The sequence below is a fragment of the Rhodopseudomonas pentothenatexigens genome (assembly GCF_900218015.1).
Taxonomy (GTDB): Bacteria; Pseudomonadota; Alphaproteobacteria; order Rhizobiales; family Xanthobacteraceae; genus Rhodopseudomonas; species Rhodopseudomonas pentothenatexigens.
Genome location: NZ_UFQQ01000001.1, coordinates 74,610 through 89,806 on the forward strand (window position 1 = coordinate 74,610; position 15,197 = coordinate 89,806).

11 protein-coding genes are annotated in these 15,197 nt (G+C 67.1%); 8 read left to right on the forward strand and 3 right to left on the reverse strand.

Annotation, left to right across the window (positions count from 1 at the left end; genetic code table 11):
• The first annotated feature begins 169 nt into the window (after positions 1–169).
• From bamA to lpxB, 6 genes are read left to right on the forward strand one after another with little or no spacing between them, the layout of a single operon-like run.
• Positions 170–2,698 (forward strand): outer membrane protein assembly factor BamA, encoded by a 2,529-nt coding sequence (gene bamA, locus DWA33_RS00340; protein ID WP_114356138.1) that lies wholly within the window; start codon positions 170–172, stop codon positions 2,696–2,698.
• A gap of 29 nt (positions 2,699–2,727) precedes the next feature.
• Entirely contained in the window at positions 2,728–3,813 is a 1,086-nt protein-coding gene (lpxD, locus tag DWA33_RS00345) for a UDP-3-O-(3-hydroxymyristoyl)glucosamine N-acyltransferase (RefSeq protein ID WP_114356139.1), read from the forward strand.
• Entirely contained in the window at positions 3,813–4,268 is a 456-nt protein-coding gene (fabZ, locus tag DWA33_RS00350; RefSeq protein ID WP_110785601.1) for a 3-hydroxyacyl-ACP dehydratase FabZ, read from the forward strand. The genes lpxD and fabZ overlap by 1 nt, the downstream gene beginning before the upstream one ends.
• Before the next feature lie 9 nt (positions 4,269–4,277).
• Positions 4,278–5,120, forward strand: coding sequence for an acyl-ACP--UDP-N-acetylglucosamine O-acyltransferase (gene lpxA / locus DWA33_RS00355; protein WP_114356140.1), 843 nt, complete (start codon positions 4,278–4,280; stop codon positions 5,118–5,120).
• 15 nt (positions 5,121–5,135) lie between these two features.
• Entirely contained in the window at positions 5,136–5,993 is an 858-nt protein-coding gene (locus tag DWA33_RS00360) for an LpxI family protein (protein WP_114356141.1), read from the forward strand.
• Positions 5,990–7,207: a lipid-A-disaccharide synthase gene (gene lpxB, locus DWA33_RS00365; RefSeq protein ID WP_244601163.1), complete on the forward strand. Its 1,218-nt coding sequence runs from the start codon at positions 5,990–5,992 to the stop codon at positions 7,205–7,207. The genes DWA33_RS00360 and lpxB overlap by 4 nt, the downstream gene beginning before the upstream one ends.
• An 83-nt stretch (positions 7,208–7,290) precedes the next feature.
• On the opposite strand, the gene gltA is transcribed toward lpxB, so the two are convergent.
• Positions 7,291–8,595, reverse strand: a complete 1,305-nt coding sequence (gene gltA / locus DWA33_RS00370; protein WP_114356142.1) for a citrate synthase — start codon at positions 8,593–8,595, stop codon at positions 7,291–7,293.
• Positions 8,596–8,745: 150 nt separating this feature from the next.
• On the reverse strand, positions 8,746–10,167 hold the full coding sequence (gltX, locus tag DWA33_RS00375; RefSeq protein ID WP_114356143.1) for a glutamate--tRNA ligase: 1,422 nt from the start codon (positions 10,165–10,167) through the stop codon (positions 8,746–8,748).
• 161 nt (positions 10,168–10,328) lie between these two features.
• Here gltX and DWA33_RS00380 point away from each other — a divergent pair, with 161 nt between their 5' ends.
• Positions 10,329–12,011, forward strand: a complete 1,683-nt coding sequence (locus DWA33_RS00380) for a glutamine--tRNA ligase/YqeY domain fusion protein (RefSeq protein ID WP_114356144.1) — start codon at positions 10,329–10,331, stop codon at positions 12,009–12,011.
• 92 nt (positions 12,012–12,103) lie between these two features.
• Positions 12,104–14,377, forward strand: a complete 2,274-nt coding sequence (locus DWA33_RS00385) for a ComEC/Rec2 family competence protein (protein ID WP_114356145.1) — start codon at positions 12,104–12,106, stop codon at positions 14,375–14,377.
• 87 nt (positions 14,378–14,464) lie between these two features.
• Here the strand turns inward: DWA33_RS00385 and lexA are convergent, their stop codons facing one another.
• Complete coding sequence (gene lexA / locus DWA33_RS00390) at positions 14,465–15,175, reverse strand: transcriptional repressor LexA (RefSeq protein WP_114356146.1); 711 nt, start codon at positions 15,173–15,175, stop codon at positions 14,465–14,467.
• Positions 15,176–15,197: the final 22 nt, after the last annotated feature.

A 15,197-nucleotide genomic window follows, 5' to 3' on the forward strand; every position in this document is an offset into this window, starting at 1 on the left:
TCTGGTCTGTCAAACGTGGCGGATGGGCAACGTGTTGGAATGAAATTGAAATCGCAGCGCTAAAGGACATTTGCCGGGCGGGCAAAATTGTCTACAAGCGAGGCAACCTGGGGATTCTGTCGGTGCGGGGGCTACGTGCCGGCATCGGAATGACAAGGGCGCGTTGCGCATGAAACTTGGAATGCGAGTGTTGCGGGGGGTAGTCGGTGCCGCCCTGGTGTTTTTCGCCGTACCGGTCGCCACCACGGCGGTTGGCGTGGTGATGGCGTCTCCTGTCGCCGCACAGTCTGCCTCGTCGATCGGGGTCGAGGGCAATCGGCGCGTCGAGGCAGAGACCATTCGCTCGTATTTCAAGCCGGGTCCGAGCGGTCGGCTCGACCAGGGGGCGATCGATGACGGCCTCAAGGCGCTTATCGAAACCGGATTGTTCCAGGACGTGCGGATCAACCAGGTCGGCGGTCGGCTGGTGGTCAGCGTCGTCGAAAACCCGGTGATCGGCCGGCTGGCGTTCGAGGGCAACAAGAAGATCAAGGACGAGCAGCTGTCGGCTGAAATCCAGTCGAAGCCGCGCGGCACGCTGTCCCGCCCGATGGTGCAGGGCGACGCGCTGCGGATCGCCGAAATCTATCGCCGCTCCGGCCGCTACGACGTTCGCGTCGACCCGCAGATCATCGAGCAGCCGAACAACCGCGTCGACCTGGTGTTTGTGATCACCGAAGGTCCGAAGACCGGCGTGAAGTCGATCGAGTTCGTCGGCAACAAGGCCTATTCGTCCTATCGGCTGAAGGACGTGATCAAGACTCGCGAATCCAACCTGCTGAGCTTCCTCGGCAATGGCGACGTGTACGATCCGGACCGTGTCGAGGCCGACCGCGATCTGATCCGCCGCTTCTATCTGAAGCACGGTTTCGCCGACGTGCAGGTGGTGGCCGCGCTGACCGAATACGATCCGGACCGCAAGGGCTTCCTGGTCACCTTCAAGATCGAGGAAGGCCAGCAGTACCGCGTCGGTTCGGTGACGTTCGACTCCACGATTCCGACCCTCGACGCCAATTCGATGCGCAGCTTCTCGCGGGTCAATGTCGGCTCGCTGTACAACGCCGAGGCGCTGGAGAAGTCGGTCGAGGAAATGCAGATCGAGCTGTCGCGGCGCGGCTATGCGTTCGCGACCGTGCGGCCGCGCGGCGACCGCAATTTCGACGAGCACACCGTCTCGATCGTGTTCTCGATCGAAGAGGGTCCGCGGGTCTACATCGAGCGCATCAACGTCGTCGGCAACACCCGGACCCGGGATTACGTGATCAGGCGCGAGTTCGACATCTCGGAAGGCGACGCCTACAACCGTGCGCTGGTCGACCGCGCCGAGCGTCGCCTGAAGAATCTCGACTTCTTCAAGTCGGTCAAGATCACCACCGAGCCGGGCTCTTCGAGCGACCGCGTCATCCTGGTGGTCAACCTCGAAGAAAAGTCGACCGGCGACTTCTCGGTGTCGGGTGGCTATTCGACCAGCGACGGCGCGCTCGGCGAAGTCTCGGTGTCGGAGCGCAACTTCCTCGGCCGCGGCATCTTCGCCAAGGCGTCGGTGCAGTACGGCCAGTACGCCCGCGGCTACTCGCTGTCGTTCGTCGAGCCCTACCTGCTCGACTACCGCGTCGCGCTGGGCCTCGACCTGTACCAGCGTGAGCAGCTCGCCAACCGCTACATCTCGTACTCGACCAAGACGCTCGGCTTCAGCCCGCGGCTCGGCTTCGCGCTGCGGGAAGACCTGTCGCTGCAGATCCGCTACTCGCTGTACCGGCAGGAGATCACGCTGCCGTCGTACCTGAACAACTGTAACAACATCCCGAGCAGCAGCTCGTTCTTCCCGACGCCGCAGTACATCGCCGCCAACAACCTGCAGGGCACCTATGGCGTGCTCGGCTGCTACGGCGACGGCGAAGCCTCGCTGCCGGTCCGCATCGGTCTGGCCGGCGGCGCCTACTGGACCTCGTCGCTCGGCTACACGCTGACCTACAACACCCTCGACAACATCAAGAACCCGACCGACGGTCTCTTGGTCGACCTGCGCCAGGACTTCGCCGGCGTCGGCGGCGACGTGAAGTTCATCAAGACCGCGTTCGACGCCAAGTACTACACCCCGCTGGTGGCGGATCTGGTCGGCTTGATCCACCTGCAGGCCGGCAACCTGAGCACCTATGGCGACAACCAGCTCCGGATGCTCGACCACTTCCAGATGGGTTCGAACCTGGTTCGCGGCTTTGCCCCGAACGGCATCGGTCCGCGCGACATCGGCACCTACGCCATCTACGGCTACGGCGGCGACGCGCTGGGCGGCACCAACTACTGGGGCGCGTCGGTCGAGTTGCAGATGCCGTTCTGGTTCCTGCCGAAGGAAGTCGGGCTCAAGGGCGCCGTCTATGCCGACGCCGGTTCGCTGTTCGACTACAAGGGCCCGACGTCGTGGTCGCTCACCGGCGAGGTCAACACGCCCGGCTGCACCCCGGCGAGCCAGACCACGATCGGCACCTGCTCCGGCCTGAACTACGACGACACCAACCTCGTCCGCACCTCGGTCGGTGTCGGCCTGATCTGGGCGTCGCCGTTCGGACCGCTGCGCTTCGACTACGCGATCCCGATCACCAAGGGTAAGTACGACCGCGTTCAGGAGTTCAAGTTCGGCGGCGGGACCTCGTTCTAAGTCCCGCAGATCGGACTGCGACCGAAGGAATGGCATCCACTTCGTTCTTCCCGCCGCGTCCTTCGGCGACCCTGGCCGAGATCGCCAGCCTCACGAAGGCAACGCTGGTCGATGCTTCGTACGCGGAGCATCGCATCACTGGACTGGCCTCGCTCGACGAGGCCGGCCCTATGCACTTGAGCTTTTTTGAAAATTTGCGGTATGCCGACGAGCTCGCCAACACCCGGGCCGGCGCCTGTCTGGTCAGCGAGCGGTTCGAGGGCAGGGTGCCGCCGCACGTCGCCGTGCTGCGGGCCCGGCGGCCGTTCCACGCCTTTGTTGCCTATGCGCGGCAGCTTTATGCCGACGCGCTGCGCCCGCACACCGGCCTCGCAGCTGCGCCCGGCATCGCGCCGACGGCGGTGATCCACGAGACCGCCAGGCTCGAGGACGAGGTCACGGTCGAGCCGCTCGCGGTGATCGGGCCCGACGTCGAGATTGGCTCCGGCACGGTGATCGGAGCCGGCACGGTGATTGCCGCCGGGGTGAAGATCGGACGGGATTGCGACATCGGTGCCGGCAGCCATCTGCAGCACGCCCTGATCGGCAACAACGTGCTGATGCATCCCGGCTGCCATATCGGCCAGGACGGCTTCGGCTTCATCTTTGCCGGCCAGCACACCAAGGTGCCGCAGACCGGCCGTGTGATCATCCAGAACGACGTCGAACTCGGCGCCGGCACCACGATCGATCGCGGATCGCTGCGCGACACCGTGATCGGCGAGGGCACCAAGATCGACAATCAGGTTCAGATCGGCCACAACGTAACAATTGGTCGACATTGCGTGATCGCCGCCAAATGCGGTCTTGCCGGCAGCCTGACGCTGGGCGACAACGTCGCCCTCGGCGCCATGGTCGGCATCAACAATCACGTGGTGATCGGCGACGGCGCCCAGGTGGCGGCGATGTCCGGAGTGAAGGACAGTATTCCCGCAGGTGAGCGCTGGGGCGGCATGTTCGCCCGGCCGACCAGGACATGGTTCCGGGAGATGCTGGCGGTACGGCGGCTCGCTGAGGGCAGCGGAGCCGAGACGGCGGCACGACCCGACGACGACAGGGACGAAGGACGGGCGTGATGGAATCGCCGATACGCTTTGAGAAAGTCGACATCAACACCATCCTCCAGACACTGCCGCACCGCTTTCCGTTTCTGCTGATCGATCGCGTCATCAACATTCGCGAGGACTACAGCGGCATCGGCATCAAGAACGTCACCGTGAACGAGCCGGCGTTCCAGGGGCATTTCCCGGAGCGGCCGGTGTATCCGGGCGTGCTGATGATCGAAGGCATGGCGCAGACCGCTGGCGTGATCGGGATCATGTCGGTGACCGGCACCGAAAAGCCGCGCGCGGTGTATTTCCTCACCATCGACAAGTGCAAGTTCCGCAAGCCAGTGATTCCAGGGGATACCGTCGAGTATCACCTGACACGCACCGGCCGCCGTAAGACGATGTGGTGGTTTCACGGCGAGGCCAAGGTCGACGGCCAGATCGTCGCCGAGGCCGATGTCGGCGCGATGCTGGCAGATTGACGGACCTGAATGAGCACAATTGACGCGACTGCGCGGATCGAAGACGGGGCCGTGATCGGCGACGGGGTCGAGATCGGGCCGTATTGCACGATCGGCCCGCATGTCAGCATCGGTGCCGGCACCCGGCTGATCGGTCACGTCAATCTGACCGGCCACACCACGATCGGCGAAGGCTGCACCATCCATCCGTTCGCCTCGCTGGGCGGCGCGCCGCAGTCGACCGGCTACAAGGGCGAGCCGACCACGCTGATCATCGGCAGCGCCTGCACCATCCGCGAAAACGTGACGATGAACACCGGCACGGTCGGCGGCGGCGGCGTCACCCGTGTCGGCGACCGCGGCTTCTTCATGGCGGCCAGCCATGTCGGCCACGACTGCATCGTCGGCAACGACGTGATCTTCGCCAATGCGGCGACCCTCGGCGGCCATTGCGAGATCGGCGACTTCACCTTCATCGGCGGCATGACGGTGCTGCAGCAGTTCACCCGGGTGGGCTCCCAGGTGATGATCGGCGGCATGAGCGGGCTGCGCACCCACGTCATTCCCTACGCGCTCGCCAGCGGCATCTATGCGAAGCTGGCCGGGTTGAATATCGTCGGCATGCGCCGGCGGAAATTCACCAAGGAGCGGCTCGCGATTGTGCGCTCGTTCTTCGACGACCTGTTCTACAGCAGCGGTCCGCTCGCCGAACGGCTCGAACGGGTGCGTCCGCGCACCGCCGAGGATCCGGCAATCGCCGAGATCGTCGCGTTCATCGACGACATCAAGGGCCGCGGCGGTCGCGGCGCGCGCGTCGCGCTGTGCATGGCGCGTGAAGGCGGTTCGGCCGTCAACGACGGCGACGACGCCTGACCGCCCGGCGCGGCCATGACCGATCCCACGCTGCAGACAGCTAGCCCGGTCGGCATCATCGCCGGCGGCGGCACGCTGCCGTTCGCGGTCGCCGACCAGCTCGCCGCGCGTGGACTGACGCCGGTGCTGTTCGCGCTGAAGGGAAGCTGCGATCCCGAGCGCGTCACCGCCTACCGCCATCACTGGCTGCGGATGGGGGCATTGGGCAAGCTGCTGCGGCTGCTGCGCGCCGAGGGCTGCAGCGATCTGGTGTTCATCGGCTCCCTGGTGCGGCCGGCGCTGTCGGACTTGCGGCTCGACTGGGGCGCCATCAAGGTGCTGCCGGCGGTGCTGGCGGCCTATCGCGGCGGCGACGACCATCTGCTGACCGGCATCGGACGGCTGTTCGAGCGTCACGGCTTCCGGCTGCTCGGTCTGAAGGACGTCGCCAGCGATCTGTTGATCCCCGCGGGCTGCCTGACCCGCGCCGCTCCGGACGCCAGCGTCCAGGCCGACATCGCCAAAGGCCGCTCGGTGCTGGCGGCGCTGAGCCCGTTCGACATCGGCCAGGGCTGCGTGGTGATCGACGGCCACGTCGTGGCGGTCGAGGACACCGGCGGCACCGACGAACTGCTGCGGCGGGTGGCGCAACTTCGCGACGGCGGGCGGATCCGCGCCAAGCCCGGCCACGGCGTGCTGGTGAAGGCACCCAAGACCGGTCAGGATCTGCGCTTCGACCTGCCGGCGCTCGGGCCGAAAACCATCGAGGGACTGGTCGCCGCGCATCTTGGCGGCGTCGCCGTTGTCGCCGGCCATACCGTCGTCGCTGAGCCCCAGGAGATGGTCCTCGCCGCCGACCGGGCCGGTTTGTTCGTGATCGGGATGCCCGCATGAGCACCACGACCGTCATGGCTGGCGACCTCGTCCCGACGATCTATCTGATTGCGACCGAAGAGTCCGGCGATCGGCTCGGCGGCGCCCTGATGCGCGAGCTGCGGGCGCGGCTGGGCGCCAACGTGCGGTTCGCCGGCATCGGCGGCCACAGCATGGCCGGCGAGGGGCTGGTGTCGCTGTTTCCGATCGAGGAGCTGTCGATCATCGGCTTCGCCGCGGTGGTGCAGCGGCTGCCGATGATCCTGAAGCTGATCCGCCGCGCGGCAGACGACGTGCTCGCCGCCAGGCCCGACATCCTGGTGATTATCGACAGCCCGGATTTCACCCACCGCGTTGCTCGCCGGGTGCGGCAGCGCGATCCGGCGATTCCGATCGTCGACTACGTGTCGCCGACCGTGTGGGCATGGCGCCCGGGCCGGGCGCGGGCGATGCTCGGCTATGTCGATCACGTGCTGGCGCTGCTGCCGTTCGAGCCTGCGGAGTATCGCCGGCTGCAGGGCCCGCCGTGCAGCTATGTCGGGCATCCGCTGACCGAGCAGTTCGGCTCGCTGCGGCCGAATCCGGCCGAGCAGGCGCGCCGTGAAGCCTCGCCGCCCGTGCTGTTGGTACTCCCTGGGAGCCGGCGCAGCGAAGTACGTCACCACGCTGCCGCGTTCGGCGAGACGCTGGCGCAGCTCCGGCGCGACGGCGTGGCGTTCGAGGCGGTGCTGCCGACCACGCCGCATCTGGAGGCTCTGGTCCGCGCCGCGGTCGCGTCCTGGGAGGTGCAGCCGCGCATCGTGGTCGGCGAGAACGACAAGCGCGCCGCGTTCCGGATTGCCCATGCGGCGCTGGCGAAATCGGGCACGGTGACGCTGGAGCTGGCGATCGCCGGTGTGCCGATGGTCACCGCCTATCGCGCCGGCAGCCTGGAGGTCTGGATCGCGCGGCGGGTGGTGCGGCCGGGCACGGTGATCCTCGCCAATCTGGTGATCGGCGAGGAGGTCGTGCCGGAATTCATCCAGGAGGACTGCGTCCCCGAAAAGCTCGCGCCGGCGGTGCGCGACCTGCTGGGAGACACGCCGGCGCGCCGCCGCCAGCTCGCCGGCTTCGCCAGGATCGACGGCATCCTGTCGACCGGCGCGCAAACGCCGAGCGCCTGCGCGGCCGACATCGTGCTGGACGTGATGCGGCACAAGGGTGGTGATCACCACAGCGCTTCATCGGCGGATTGAGGGACTGCTCTACCGACCCGATCCCGGAAACGAAAAGGACCGGCGCGAGGCCGGTCCTTCAACGACGTTCGTGCGTGTGGAGATCAGCCGCGCTTGTCGATCTCGACGTAGTCGCGGGTGGTGGCGCCGGTGAAGAGCTGGCGCGGACGGCCGATCTTCTGCTGCGGGTCCTCGATCATCTCGCTCCACTGGCTGATCCAGCCGACGGTGCGGGCGACCGCGAACAGCACGGTGAACATGTCGGTCGGGAAGCCCATCGCCTTCAGCGTGATGCCCGAATAGAAGTCGACGTTCGGGTACAGCTTGCGATCGATGAAGTACTGATCGCTGAGCGCGATCTTCTCCAGCTCCATCGCCACCTTGAGGAGCGGGTCCCCGTGGTGACCGGTTTCGGCCAGAACTTCGTGGCAGACCTGCTGCATGATCTTGGCGCGCGGATCGTAGTTCTTGTAGACGCGGTGGCCGAAGCCCATCAACCGCACCGACGAGCTCTTGTCCTTCACCTTGGCGATGAAATCCGGGATGTTCTCGACGGTGCCGATCTCCTTCAGCATCTGCAGCGCGGCTTCGTTGGCGCCGCCGTGCGCCGGGCCCCACAGGCAGGCGATACCTGCCGCGATGCAGGCGAACGGATTGGCACCCGACGAGCCGGCGATGCGCACGGTCGAGGTCGAGGCGTTCTGCTCGTGGTCGGCGTGCAGCGTGAAGATCTTGTCGAGCGCGTTCGCCAGCACCGGATTGACGATGTACTCCTCGCACGGGGTCGCGAAGCACATCCGCAGGAAGTTCGCCGCGTAGCTGAGCGTGTTCTTCGGATAGATGAAGGGCTGGCCGACCGAGTACTTGTAGGCCATCGCCGCCAGCGTCGGGACCTTCGCGATCATCCGGATCGAGGCGACCATCCGCTGCTGCGGATCGTTGATGTCGGTGGAGTCGTGGTAGAATGCGGCGAGCGCGCCGACCGAAGCCACCATCACCGCCATCGGATGCGCGTCACGACGGAAGCCCTGGAAGAACCGGGCCATCTGCTCGTGCACCATGTTGTGCCGGGTGACGCGGTAGTCGAAATCTTCCTTCGCCGCTTTGGTCGGAAGTTCGCCGTACAGCAACAGATAGCAGGTCTCGAGGAAGTCGCCTTTTTCGGCGAGCTGTTCGATCGGGTAGCCGCGATATTCGAGAACGCCGGCGTCGCCGTCGATGTAGGTGATCTTGGACTGGCAGCTCGCCGTCGAAGTGAAGCCCGGGTCGTAGGTGAACATCCCGGTCTGGGCGTAGAGCTTGCCGATGTCGATGACGTCGGGGCCGACTGTCCCGGTCAGAACCGGAAGATCGTAGTTCTTGTTTCCAACCGTCAGCGTTGCCGTTTTGTTGTTGGTCGTTGCGTCCATCGTGTGGTCCCCGATGTTCGTTGGCGAAACCAGCCGTATGCGCAGCGCTCTTGCGAGCGAGACTGGTTGTCTTGAAGCGCTGGCGGAAAGGCGTAGCTCATTGCACTGTGCACTGCAAGGCGGCCGGACACGAGCCGTTCCCCGGGGATTTTACCCGGCCTGATCAGCCAGCCGCGACAGACATTCGTCGCGCCCCAGCACCGCCAGAACATCGAAGATTCCGGGCGAGGTGGTCCGTCCGGTCAGCGCCACCCGAAGCGGTTGCGCCACCGCCCCGAGTTTCAGGCCGGCCTGGTCGGCGAACGCCCGCATCGCCGCCTCGGTGGTCGCCGCTGTCCATGGCGAAACGTCCTCCAGCGCGGCGCGCAGCCGGCCGATCAAATGCCTGGTTTCGGGTGTCAGCACCGCCTGGGCCTTCGGATCGAGCGCCAGCGGGCGGTCGGCGAAGATGAAACCGGCATTGTCGAGCAATTCGACCAGCGTCTTGGCGCGCTCCTTCAGTCCCGGCATCGCCTGGGCCAGCTTGGCGCGAACGCTGTCGTCGAACTTGGCGGCCAGCGCCGGGCCCTGCGGGATGTATTTCAGCAGGTCCTCGAGTTGCGTCACGAGACAGTGATCGTCGCTCTGGCGGATGTAGTGACCGTTCAGGCTCTCGAGTTTGGCGAAATCGAATCGCGCCGCCGAGCGGCCGATCGCCGGCAGATCGAACGCCTCGATCATCTCCTGCGTGGTAAAGATTTCCTGATCGCCGTGGCTCCAGCCGAGTCGGACGAGGTAGTTGCGCAACGCGGCGGGGAGGTACCCCATCGCACGGTAAGCATCGACGCCGAGCGCGCCGTGGCGCTTCGACAATTTCGAGCCGTCGGGGCCGTGGATCAGCGGGATGTGCGCCATCACCGGCAGCTCCCAATCCATCGCATCGTAGATCTGTTTCTGCCGCGCGGCGTTGATCAGATGGTCGTCGCCGCGGATGACGTGGGTGACCCCCATGTCGTGATCGTCGACCACCACCGCCAGCATGTAGGTCGGCGTGCCGTCGCCGCGCAGCAGCACCAGGTCGTCGAGGTTCTCGTTCTGCCAGGCGACGCGGCCCTGCACCTGATCGTCGATCACGGTCTCGCCGGTGAGCGGAGCCTTCAGCCGGATGGTCGGCTTGACGCCCTCCGGCGCCTCGGCCGGATCGCGATCGCGCCAGGTGCCGTCGTACAACTTGGCTCGGCCCTCGGCACGGGCCTTGTCGCGCATCGTCGCCAGCTCCTCGGCGGTGGCGTAACAGCGGTAGGCCTTGCCGGCGGCGAGCAACTGCTCGGCGACCTCGCGGTGCCGGGCGGCGCGTGCGAACTGGTAGACGGTGTCGCCGTCCCAGTCGATGCCGAGCCATTTCAGCCCGTCGAGGATGGCGTCGATCGCTTCCTGGGTCGAGCGCTGGCGGTCGGTGTCTTCGATTCGCAGCAGCATGGTGCCGCCGTGCTTGCGCGCATACAGCCAATTGAACAGCGCGGTGCGGCCTCCGCCGATGTGCAGGAAACCAGTGGGCGAGGGCGCGAAGCGGGTGACGACGGGACGGGTCATTCGAACCAATTGCAGGGAAGGAAACAGGCCGGAGCGGCGCGCAGGGTGTATAGCAGGATCGGCGCATAACTAAAGTGGTCCGCGGGCTCCCTGGGGGTTGGCGCGGGGCGGCGGATTTGGCAGATACCCCCTTCGGTTCCGAGCAGTAGGACGATTGACGCATGACGACGGCAGACACAGCGGCGGGCGAGGCAGGGCGCGACTTCATTCGCGACATCGTCCAGGCCGATCTCGACAGCGGGAAGCACCGGACCATCGTGACCCGGTTCCCGCCGGAGCCCAATGGCTATCTGCACATCGGCCATGCCAAGTCGATCGCGCTGAACTTCGGCATCGCGCAGGAATTCGGCGGCCGTTGCCACCTGCGGTTCGACGACACCAATCCGACCAAGGAAGAGCAGGAATACATCGACTCGATCCAGGCCGACGTGCGCTGGCTCGGTTTCGACTGGGGCGAGCACATGTTCTATGCCTCGGACTATTTCGAGCAGCTCTACGCCTGGGCGGAGCTGATGATCCGGAACGGCGACGCCTATGTCGACGACCAGTCGCAGGACGAGATCCGTGCCAGCCGCGGTACGCTGACCGAGCCGGGCCAGAACAGCCCGTTCCGTGACCGCTCGGTCGAGGAGAACCTCGACCTGTTCCGGCGGATGAAGGCCGGCGAGTTTCCGAACGGCGCGCGAGTGCTGCGCGCCAAGATCGACATGGCGTCGGGCAACATCAACCTGCGCGATCCGGTGCTGTACCGCATCCTGCATGCGCACCATCCGCGCACCGGCGACAAATGGTCGATCTATCCGAGCTACGACTACGCGCACGGCCAGTCGGATGCGATCGAGGGCATCACCCATTCGATCTGTACGCTGGAGTTCGAGGATCACCGGCCGCTGTACGAATGGCTTCTGTCGAAGCTCCCTGTGCCGTCGCAGCCGCGGCAGTACGAATTCGCGCGGCTCAACATCACCTACACTCTGCTGTCGAAGCGTGTGCTGACCGAGCTGGTGCGCGGTGGCCATGTCGCGGGCTGGGACGATCCGCGGATGCCGACGATGGCGGGGATGCGGCGCCGCGGCGTGCCGCCGGCGGCGCTGCGAGACTTCGTCAAGCGGATCGGCGTGGCGAAAGCCAACAGCGTGGTCGATCTCGGGATGCTGGAGTTCTGCATCCGCGAGGAATTGAACCGCACCGCGCAGCGCCGGATGGCCGTGCTGAAGCCGCTCAAGGTGGTGATCGAGAACTACCCGGAAGGCCAGACCGAGGAATTGGAGGCGATCAACCATCCGGACGATCCGAGCCTCGGCACCCGCAAGGTCGCGTTCGGCCGCGAGATCTACATCGAGCAGGACGACTTCATGGAGAACCCGCCGAAGAAGTTCTTCCGGCTGTCTCCGGGCAACGAAGTGCGGCTGCGCTACGCGTATTTCATCAAGTGCCGCGAGATGATCAAGAACGCCGCCGGCGAGATCGTCGAGCTACGCTGCACCTACGATCCGGAAACCCGCGGCGGCAACGCGCCCGATGGCCGCAAGGTCAAGGCGACGATGCACTGGCTGCCGGCCGCACAGTCGGTCAAGGCGGAAATCCGGATCTATAATCAGCTGTTCGCCAATCCTGCGCCGAGCGCCGCGACCTTCGCCGACGACCTCAACCCGCAGTCGCTCGAAATTCTCACCGAGGCTCGGATCGAGCCGGAGACGGCGGCGAGCACTTCGACTGATCCGCTGCAGTTCGAGCGCCAGGGTTACTTCGTCCGCGACCGCGACTCGACCGCGGAGCGGCCGGTGTTCAACCGGACTATCGGGTTGCGAGATACCTTCGCCAAGGAAGTCGCCAAGGGCTGACCGGCTTCTGATCCCGATCGCGGCCCGCGGGCGATTGCCGGCCGGCGCAATCTGCTCCACTGTCCGCGCCGCGGCGGACGGGGGCGGGTGCCGTGGAGCGGCGCGATCGGACCAGAGCACGGACGTGGCCGACCGCTCCGGCAGGGGCCGGCGCGGTGCAGCCGTTCGGCCTGTCGTGGTGGCCGGCCCTGCAGGACCGCCTGCGTGACTGGACCTATGCCGAAGCCGGGCCCGGCCGGCTGCTGCCGTGGACGCCGGTCGCATTCGGTGCCGGCATCGCGCTGTACTTCGCCGCCGATCACGAGCCGGTCGCCTGGGTCGCTGCGGCAACCGCTGCAGTGGCCGCGGTCGCCGCCGTGCTGCTGCGGCGAAGCCGGGCGTTTGCGGCGCTGCTGCTGAGCGCAGCGCTGGCGGCGGGGTTCGCCACCGTGGCGCTGAAGGCCGCCAGGATCGCGCATCCGGTGCTGGCGGTGCCGGTCTTTGCTGCCGAGCTGCAGGGCTTCGTCGAAGTTCGCGAGGAGCGCGAGCGCACCGATCGTTTCGTGCTGCGGGTGACCAAGCTGACGGCGGCGCGAGCGCCGCCGCTACAGCGGGTGCGGCTGTCGGTGCGCAAGGGCACCGCGCCCGCGGTCGGCAGCTTCGTGACGCTGAAGGCCCGGCTGCAGCCGCCGCTGCAGCCGCTGCGGCCGGGCGGCTACGACTTCGCGCGCGATCTGTATTTCCAAGGCATCGCGGCGTCCGGCTTCGTGCTCGGCGCGATCGCCACCGCCGAGCCGCCGCAGGACGGCGGCTGGCGGCTCCGCTACGCTGCGGCGACGCAGGGATTGCGCGACGCGATCGACGCCCGGATCAAGGCTGCGCTCGACGGCGATGTGCGCGCCATCGCCACCGCGCTGCTCACCGGCAAGCGCGACGCGATTTCGACGCCGGTCAACGACGCGATGTTCGTCTCCGGCCTGGGCCATGTCCTGTCGATTTCCGGATATCACATGGCGGTCGTCGCGGGCGTGGTGTTCTTTGCGTTGCGCGCGCTGCTGGCGTTGATCCCGGCGCTGACGGTGACGTTTCCGATCAAGAAGGTCGCTGCCGCGGCGGCACTCGGCGCGGCGGCGTTCTACCTGGCGCTGTCGGGCGCCGAGGTCGCGACCCAGCGCTCGTTTCTGATGACCGCGGTGGTGCTGATCGCGGTGATGGTCGACCGCCGCGCGATCACCTTTCGCACCCTCGCGCTGGCGGCGCTGGTCGTGCTGCTGATCGCCCCGGAAGCGCTGGTGCACCCGAGCTTCCAGATGTCGTTCGCCGCCACCTTCGGCCTGGTGGCGCTGGTGCAGGTCGGCATGCCGGCGCTGTTCGCCAAGGCGGACAGTTCGGCGGCGGCGCGCGCAGCGCTGTGGGGCGGCCGCGAGATTGCGCTGCTGGCGCTCGCTTCGCTGATCGCCGGCCTCGCGACCATGCCTTACGGCGCTTATCACTTCCACCGCATCACGCCGTACGGCGTGCTCAGCAATCTGGCGGCGATGCCGGTGGTCTCCGCGATCGTGATGCCGGCGGGGCTGCTCGGGCTCGCCGCGATGCCGTTCGGGTTCGACGCGCCGTTCTGGCGGATCATGGAGTTCGGCATCGATTGGATGGTGCTGGTGGCGCAGTGGGTGGCGGCGTTGCCCGGCGCGGTCGGCCGCGTCACCGCGTTCGGCACCGGAGCGCTGCTGCTGGCCTCGCTCGGTCTGGTGCTGATCGGATTGCTGCGCACGCCGCTGCGCTGGAGCGGTGCGCTGGGGCTGGTGGCCGCAGTCGGCTGGGTGGCGTTGACGCCGCAGCCGGAGGTGCTGATTTCAGGTGACGGGCGGCAGGTCGCGGTCCGGGGCGCCGACGGCCGGCTGCACCTGATGCAGAGCGGCGCCGACGCTTTCCGGCTGAAGCAGTGGCTCGCCGCCGACGCCGATCCCCGGACCCCGGACGCGCCGTCGCTGCGCGCCGGCGTGTCCTGCGATCCCGACGGCTGCGTGGCGCCACTGGCGGATGGCCGACTGGTGGCGCTGTCGCTGCGGCCCGACGGCCTCGACGACGACTGCGCCCGCGCCGTCCTGATCGTCACCGCGGCGCAGCCGCCGCCGGACTGTGCGGCGCGGGTGATCGCGACCGATGAATTGCGGGAGAAGGGCGCTGTGGCGCTGCGTCGGAGCCCGGCCGCTCCCAAGTTGTTCGTGGCCGAGACGGCCCGGCCCAGCGGCCGCAATCGTCCGTGGGCTCCGGCGCGGCCGGAGGGGCCGCAGCAGGCCGGTGATCCCGCTGCCCCAGGCACAGCCGCCCGCCGGGCTCCGGTCGACGCGACCCCGGCGCCGCAGGATCAGTCGGACGAGGACTGAACCGCCGGCCGGTGCGAGACGATGCGGTGCGAGACGATGTGGCGGCGGCCGCAGAGCAGGGCGCCGCCGGACCGGAGGCGGTCCGCCTCAGTATTTGCGGTACAGCCCGATCAGCTTACCCTGAATCCGGACGCGGTTGGGCGGCAGGATCCGCACTTCATACGCCGCATTGGCCGGCTCCAGTGCGATCGACGCGCCGCGGCGGCGGAACCGCTTCAACGTCGCTTCCTCGTCGTCGATCAGCGCCACGACGATGTCGCCGGTGTTGGCGACATCGTTCTTCTGGATCAGCGCCATGTCGCCGTCGAGGATGCCGGCCTCGACCATCGAGTCGCCGCGCACTTCCAGCGCGTAGTGCTCGCCGCTACCCAGCATGTCGGCGGGGACGCTGATGGTGTGGCTGCGGGTCTGCAGCGCTTCGATCGGGGTGCCGGCGGCGATCCTGCCCATCACCGGCACCGCGACGCTGCCGCGATCATCGTCATCCTCGACGGGAGCCGAGCTCGGCGGCCGAACCTTGCCGAGGTTGCCTTCGATCACACTCGGGGTGAAGCCGCGGCGGCCTCCGCTGGGCATGCCACCGGTGTCCGGCAGCTTGATGACTTCGATCGCGCGGGCGCGGTTCGGCAGCCGACGGATGAAGCCACGTTCTTCCAGCGCCGTGATCAGGCGGTGAATTCCGGACTTGGAGCGGAGGTCGAGCGCGTCCTTCATCTCGTCGAACGACGGCGGGACGCCGGCTTCCTTCAGCCGCTCGTTGATGAATTTCAACAACTCAAACTGCTTGCGCGTCAGCATCGGCAAATCCCCAGTCGGCGAC

What these genes read in the sequence shown, in the direction of transcription:
- lpxB (WP_244601163.1), top strand. Translation starts at nt 5,990, where the DNA reads ATGAGCACCACGACCGTCATGGCTGGCGACCTCGTCCCGACGATCTAT.
- bamA (WP_114356138.1), top strand. Translation starts at nt 170, where the DNA reads ATGAAACTTGGAATGCGAGTGTTGCGGGGGGTAGTCGGTGCCGCCCTG.
- gltX (WP_114356143.1), bottom strand. Translation starts at nt 10,167, where the DNA reads ATGACCCGTCCCGTCGTCACCCGCTTCGCGCCCTCGCCCACTGGTTTC.
- gltA (WP_114356142.1), bottom strand. Translation starts at nt 8,595, where the DNA reads ATGGACGCAACGACCAACAACAAAACGGCAACGCTGACGGTTGGAAAC.
- DWA33_RS00380 (WP_114356144.1), top strand. Translation starts at nt 10,329, where the DNA reads ATGACGACGGCAGACACAGCGGCGGGCGAGGCAGGGCGCGACTTCATT.
- DWA33_RS00360 (WP_114356141.1), top strand. Translation starts at nt 5,136, where the DNA reads ATGACCGATCCCACGCTGCAGACAGCTAGCCCGGTCGGCATCATCGCC.
- fabZ (WP_110785601.1), top strand. Translation starts at nt 3,813, where the DNA reads ATGGAATCGCCGATACGCTTTGAGAAAGTCGACATCAACACCATCCTC.
- lexA (WP_114356146.1), bottom strand. Translation starts at nt 15,175, where the DNA reads ATGCTGACGCGCAAGCAGTTTGAGTTGTTGAAATTCATCAACGAGCGG.
- lpxD (WP_114356139.1), top strand. Translation starts at nt 2,728, where the DNA reads ATGGCATCCACTTCGTTCTTCCCGCCGCGTCCTTCGGCGACCCTGGCC.
- lpxA (WP_114356140.1), top strand. Translation starts at nt 4,278, where the DNA reads ATGAGCACAATTGACGCGACTGCGCGGATCGAAGACGGGGCCGTGATC.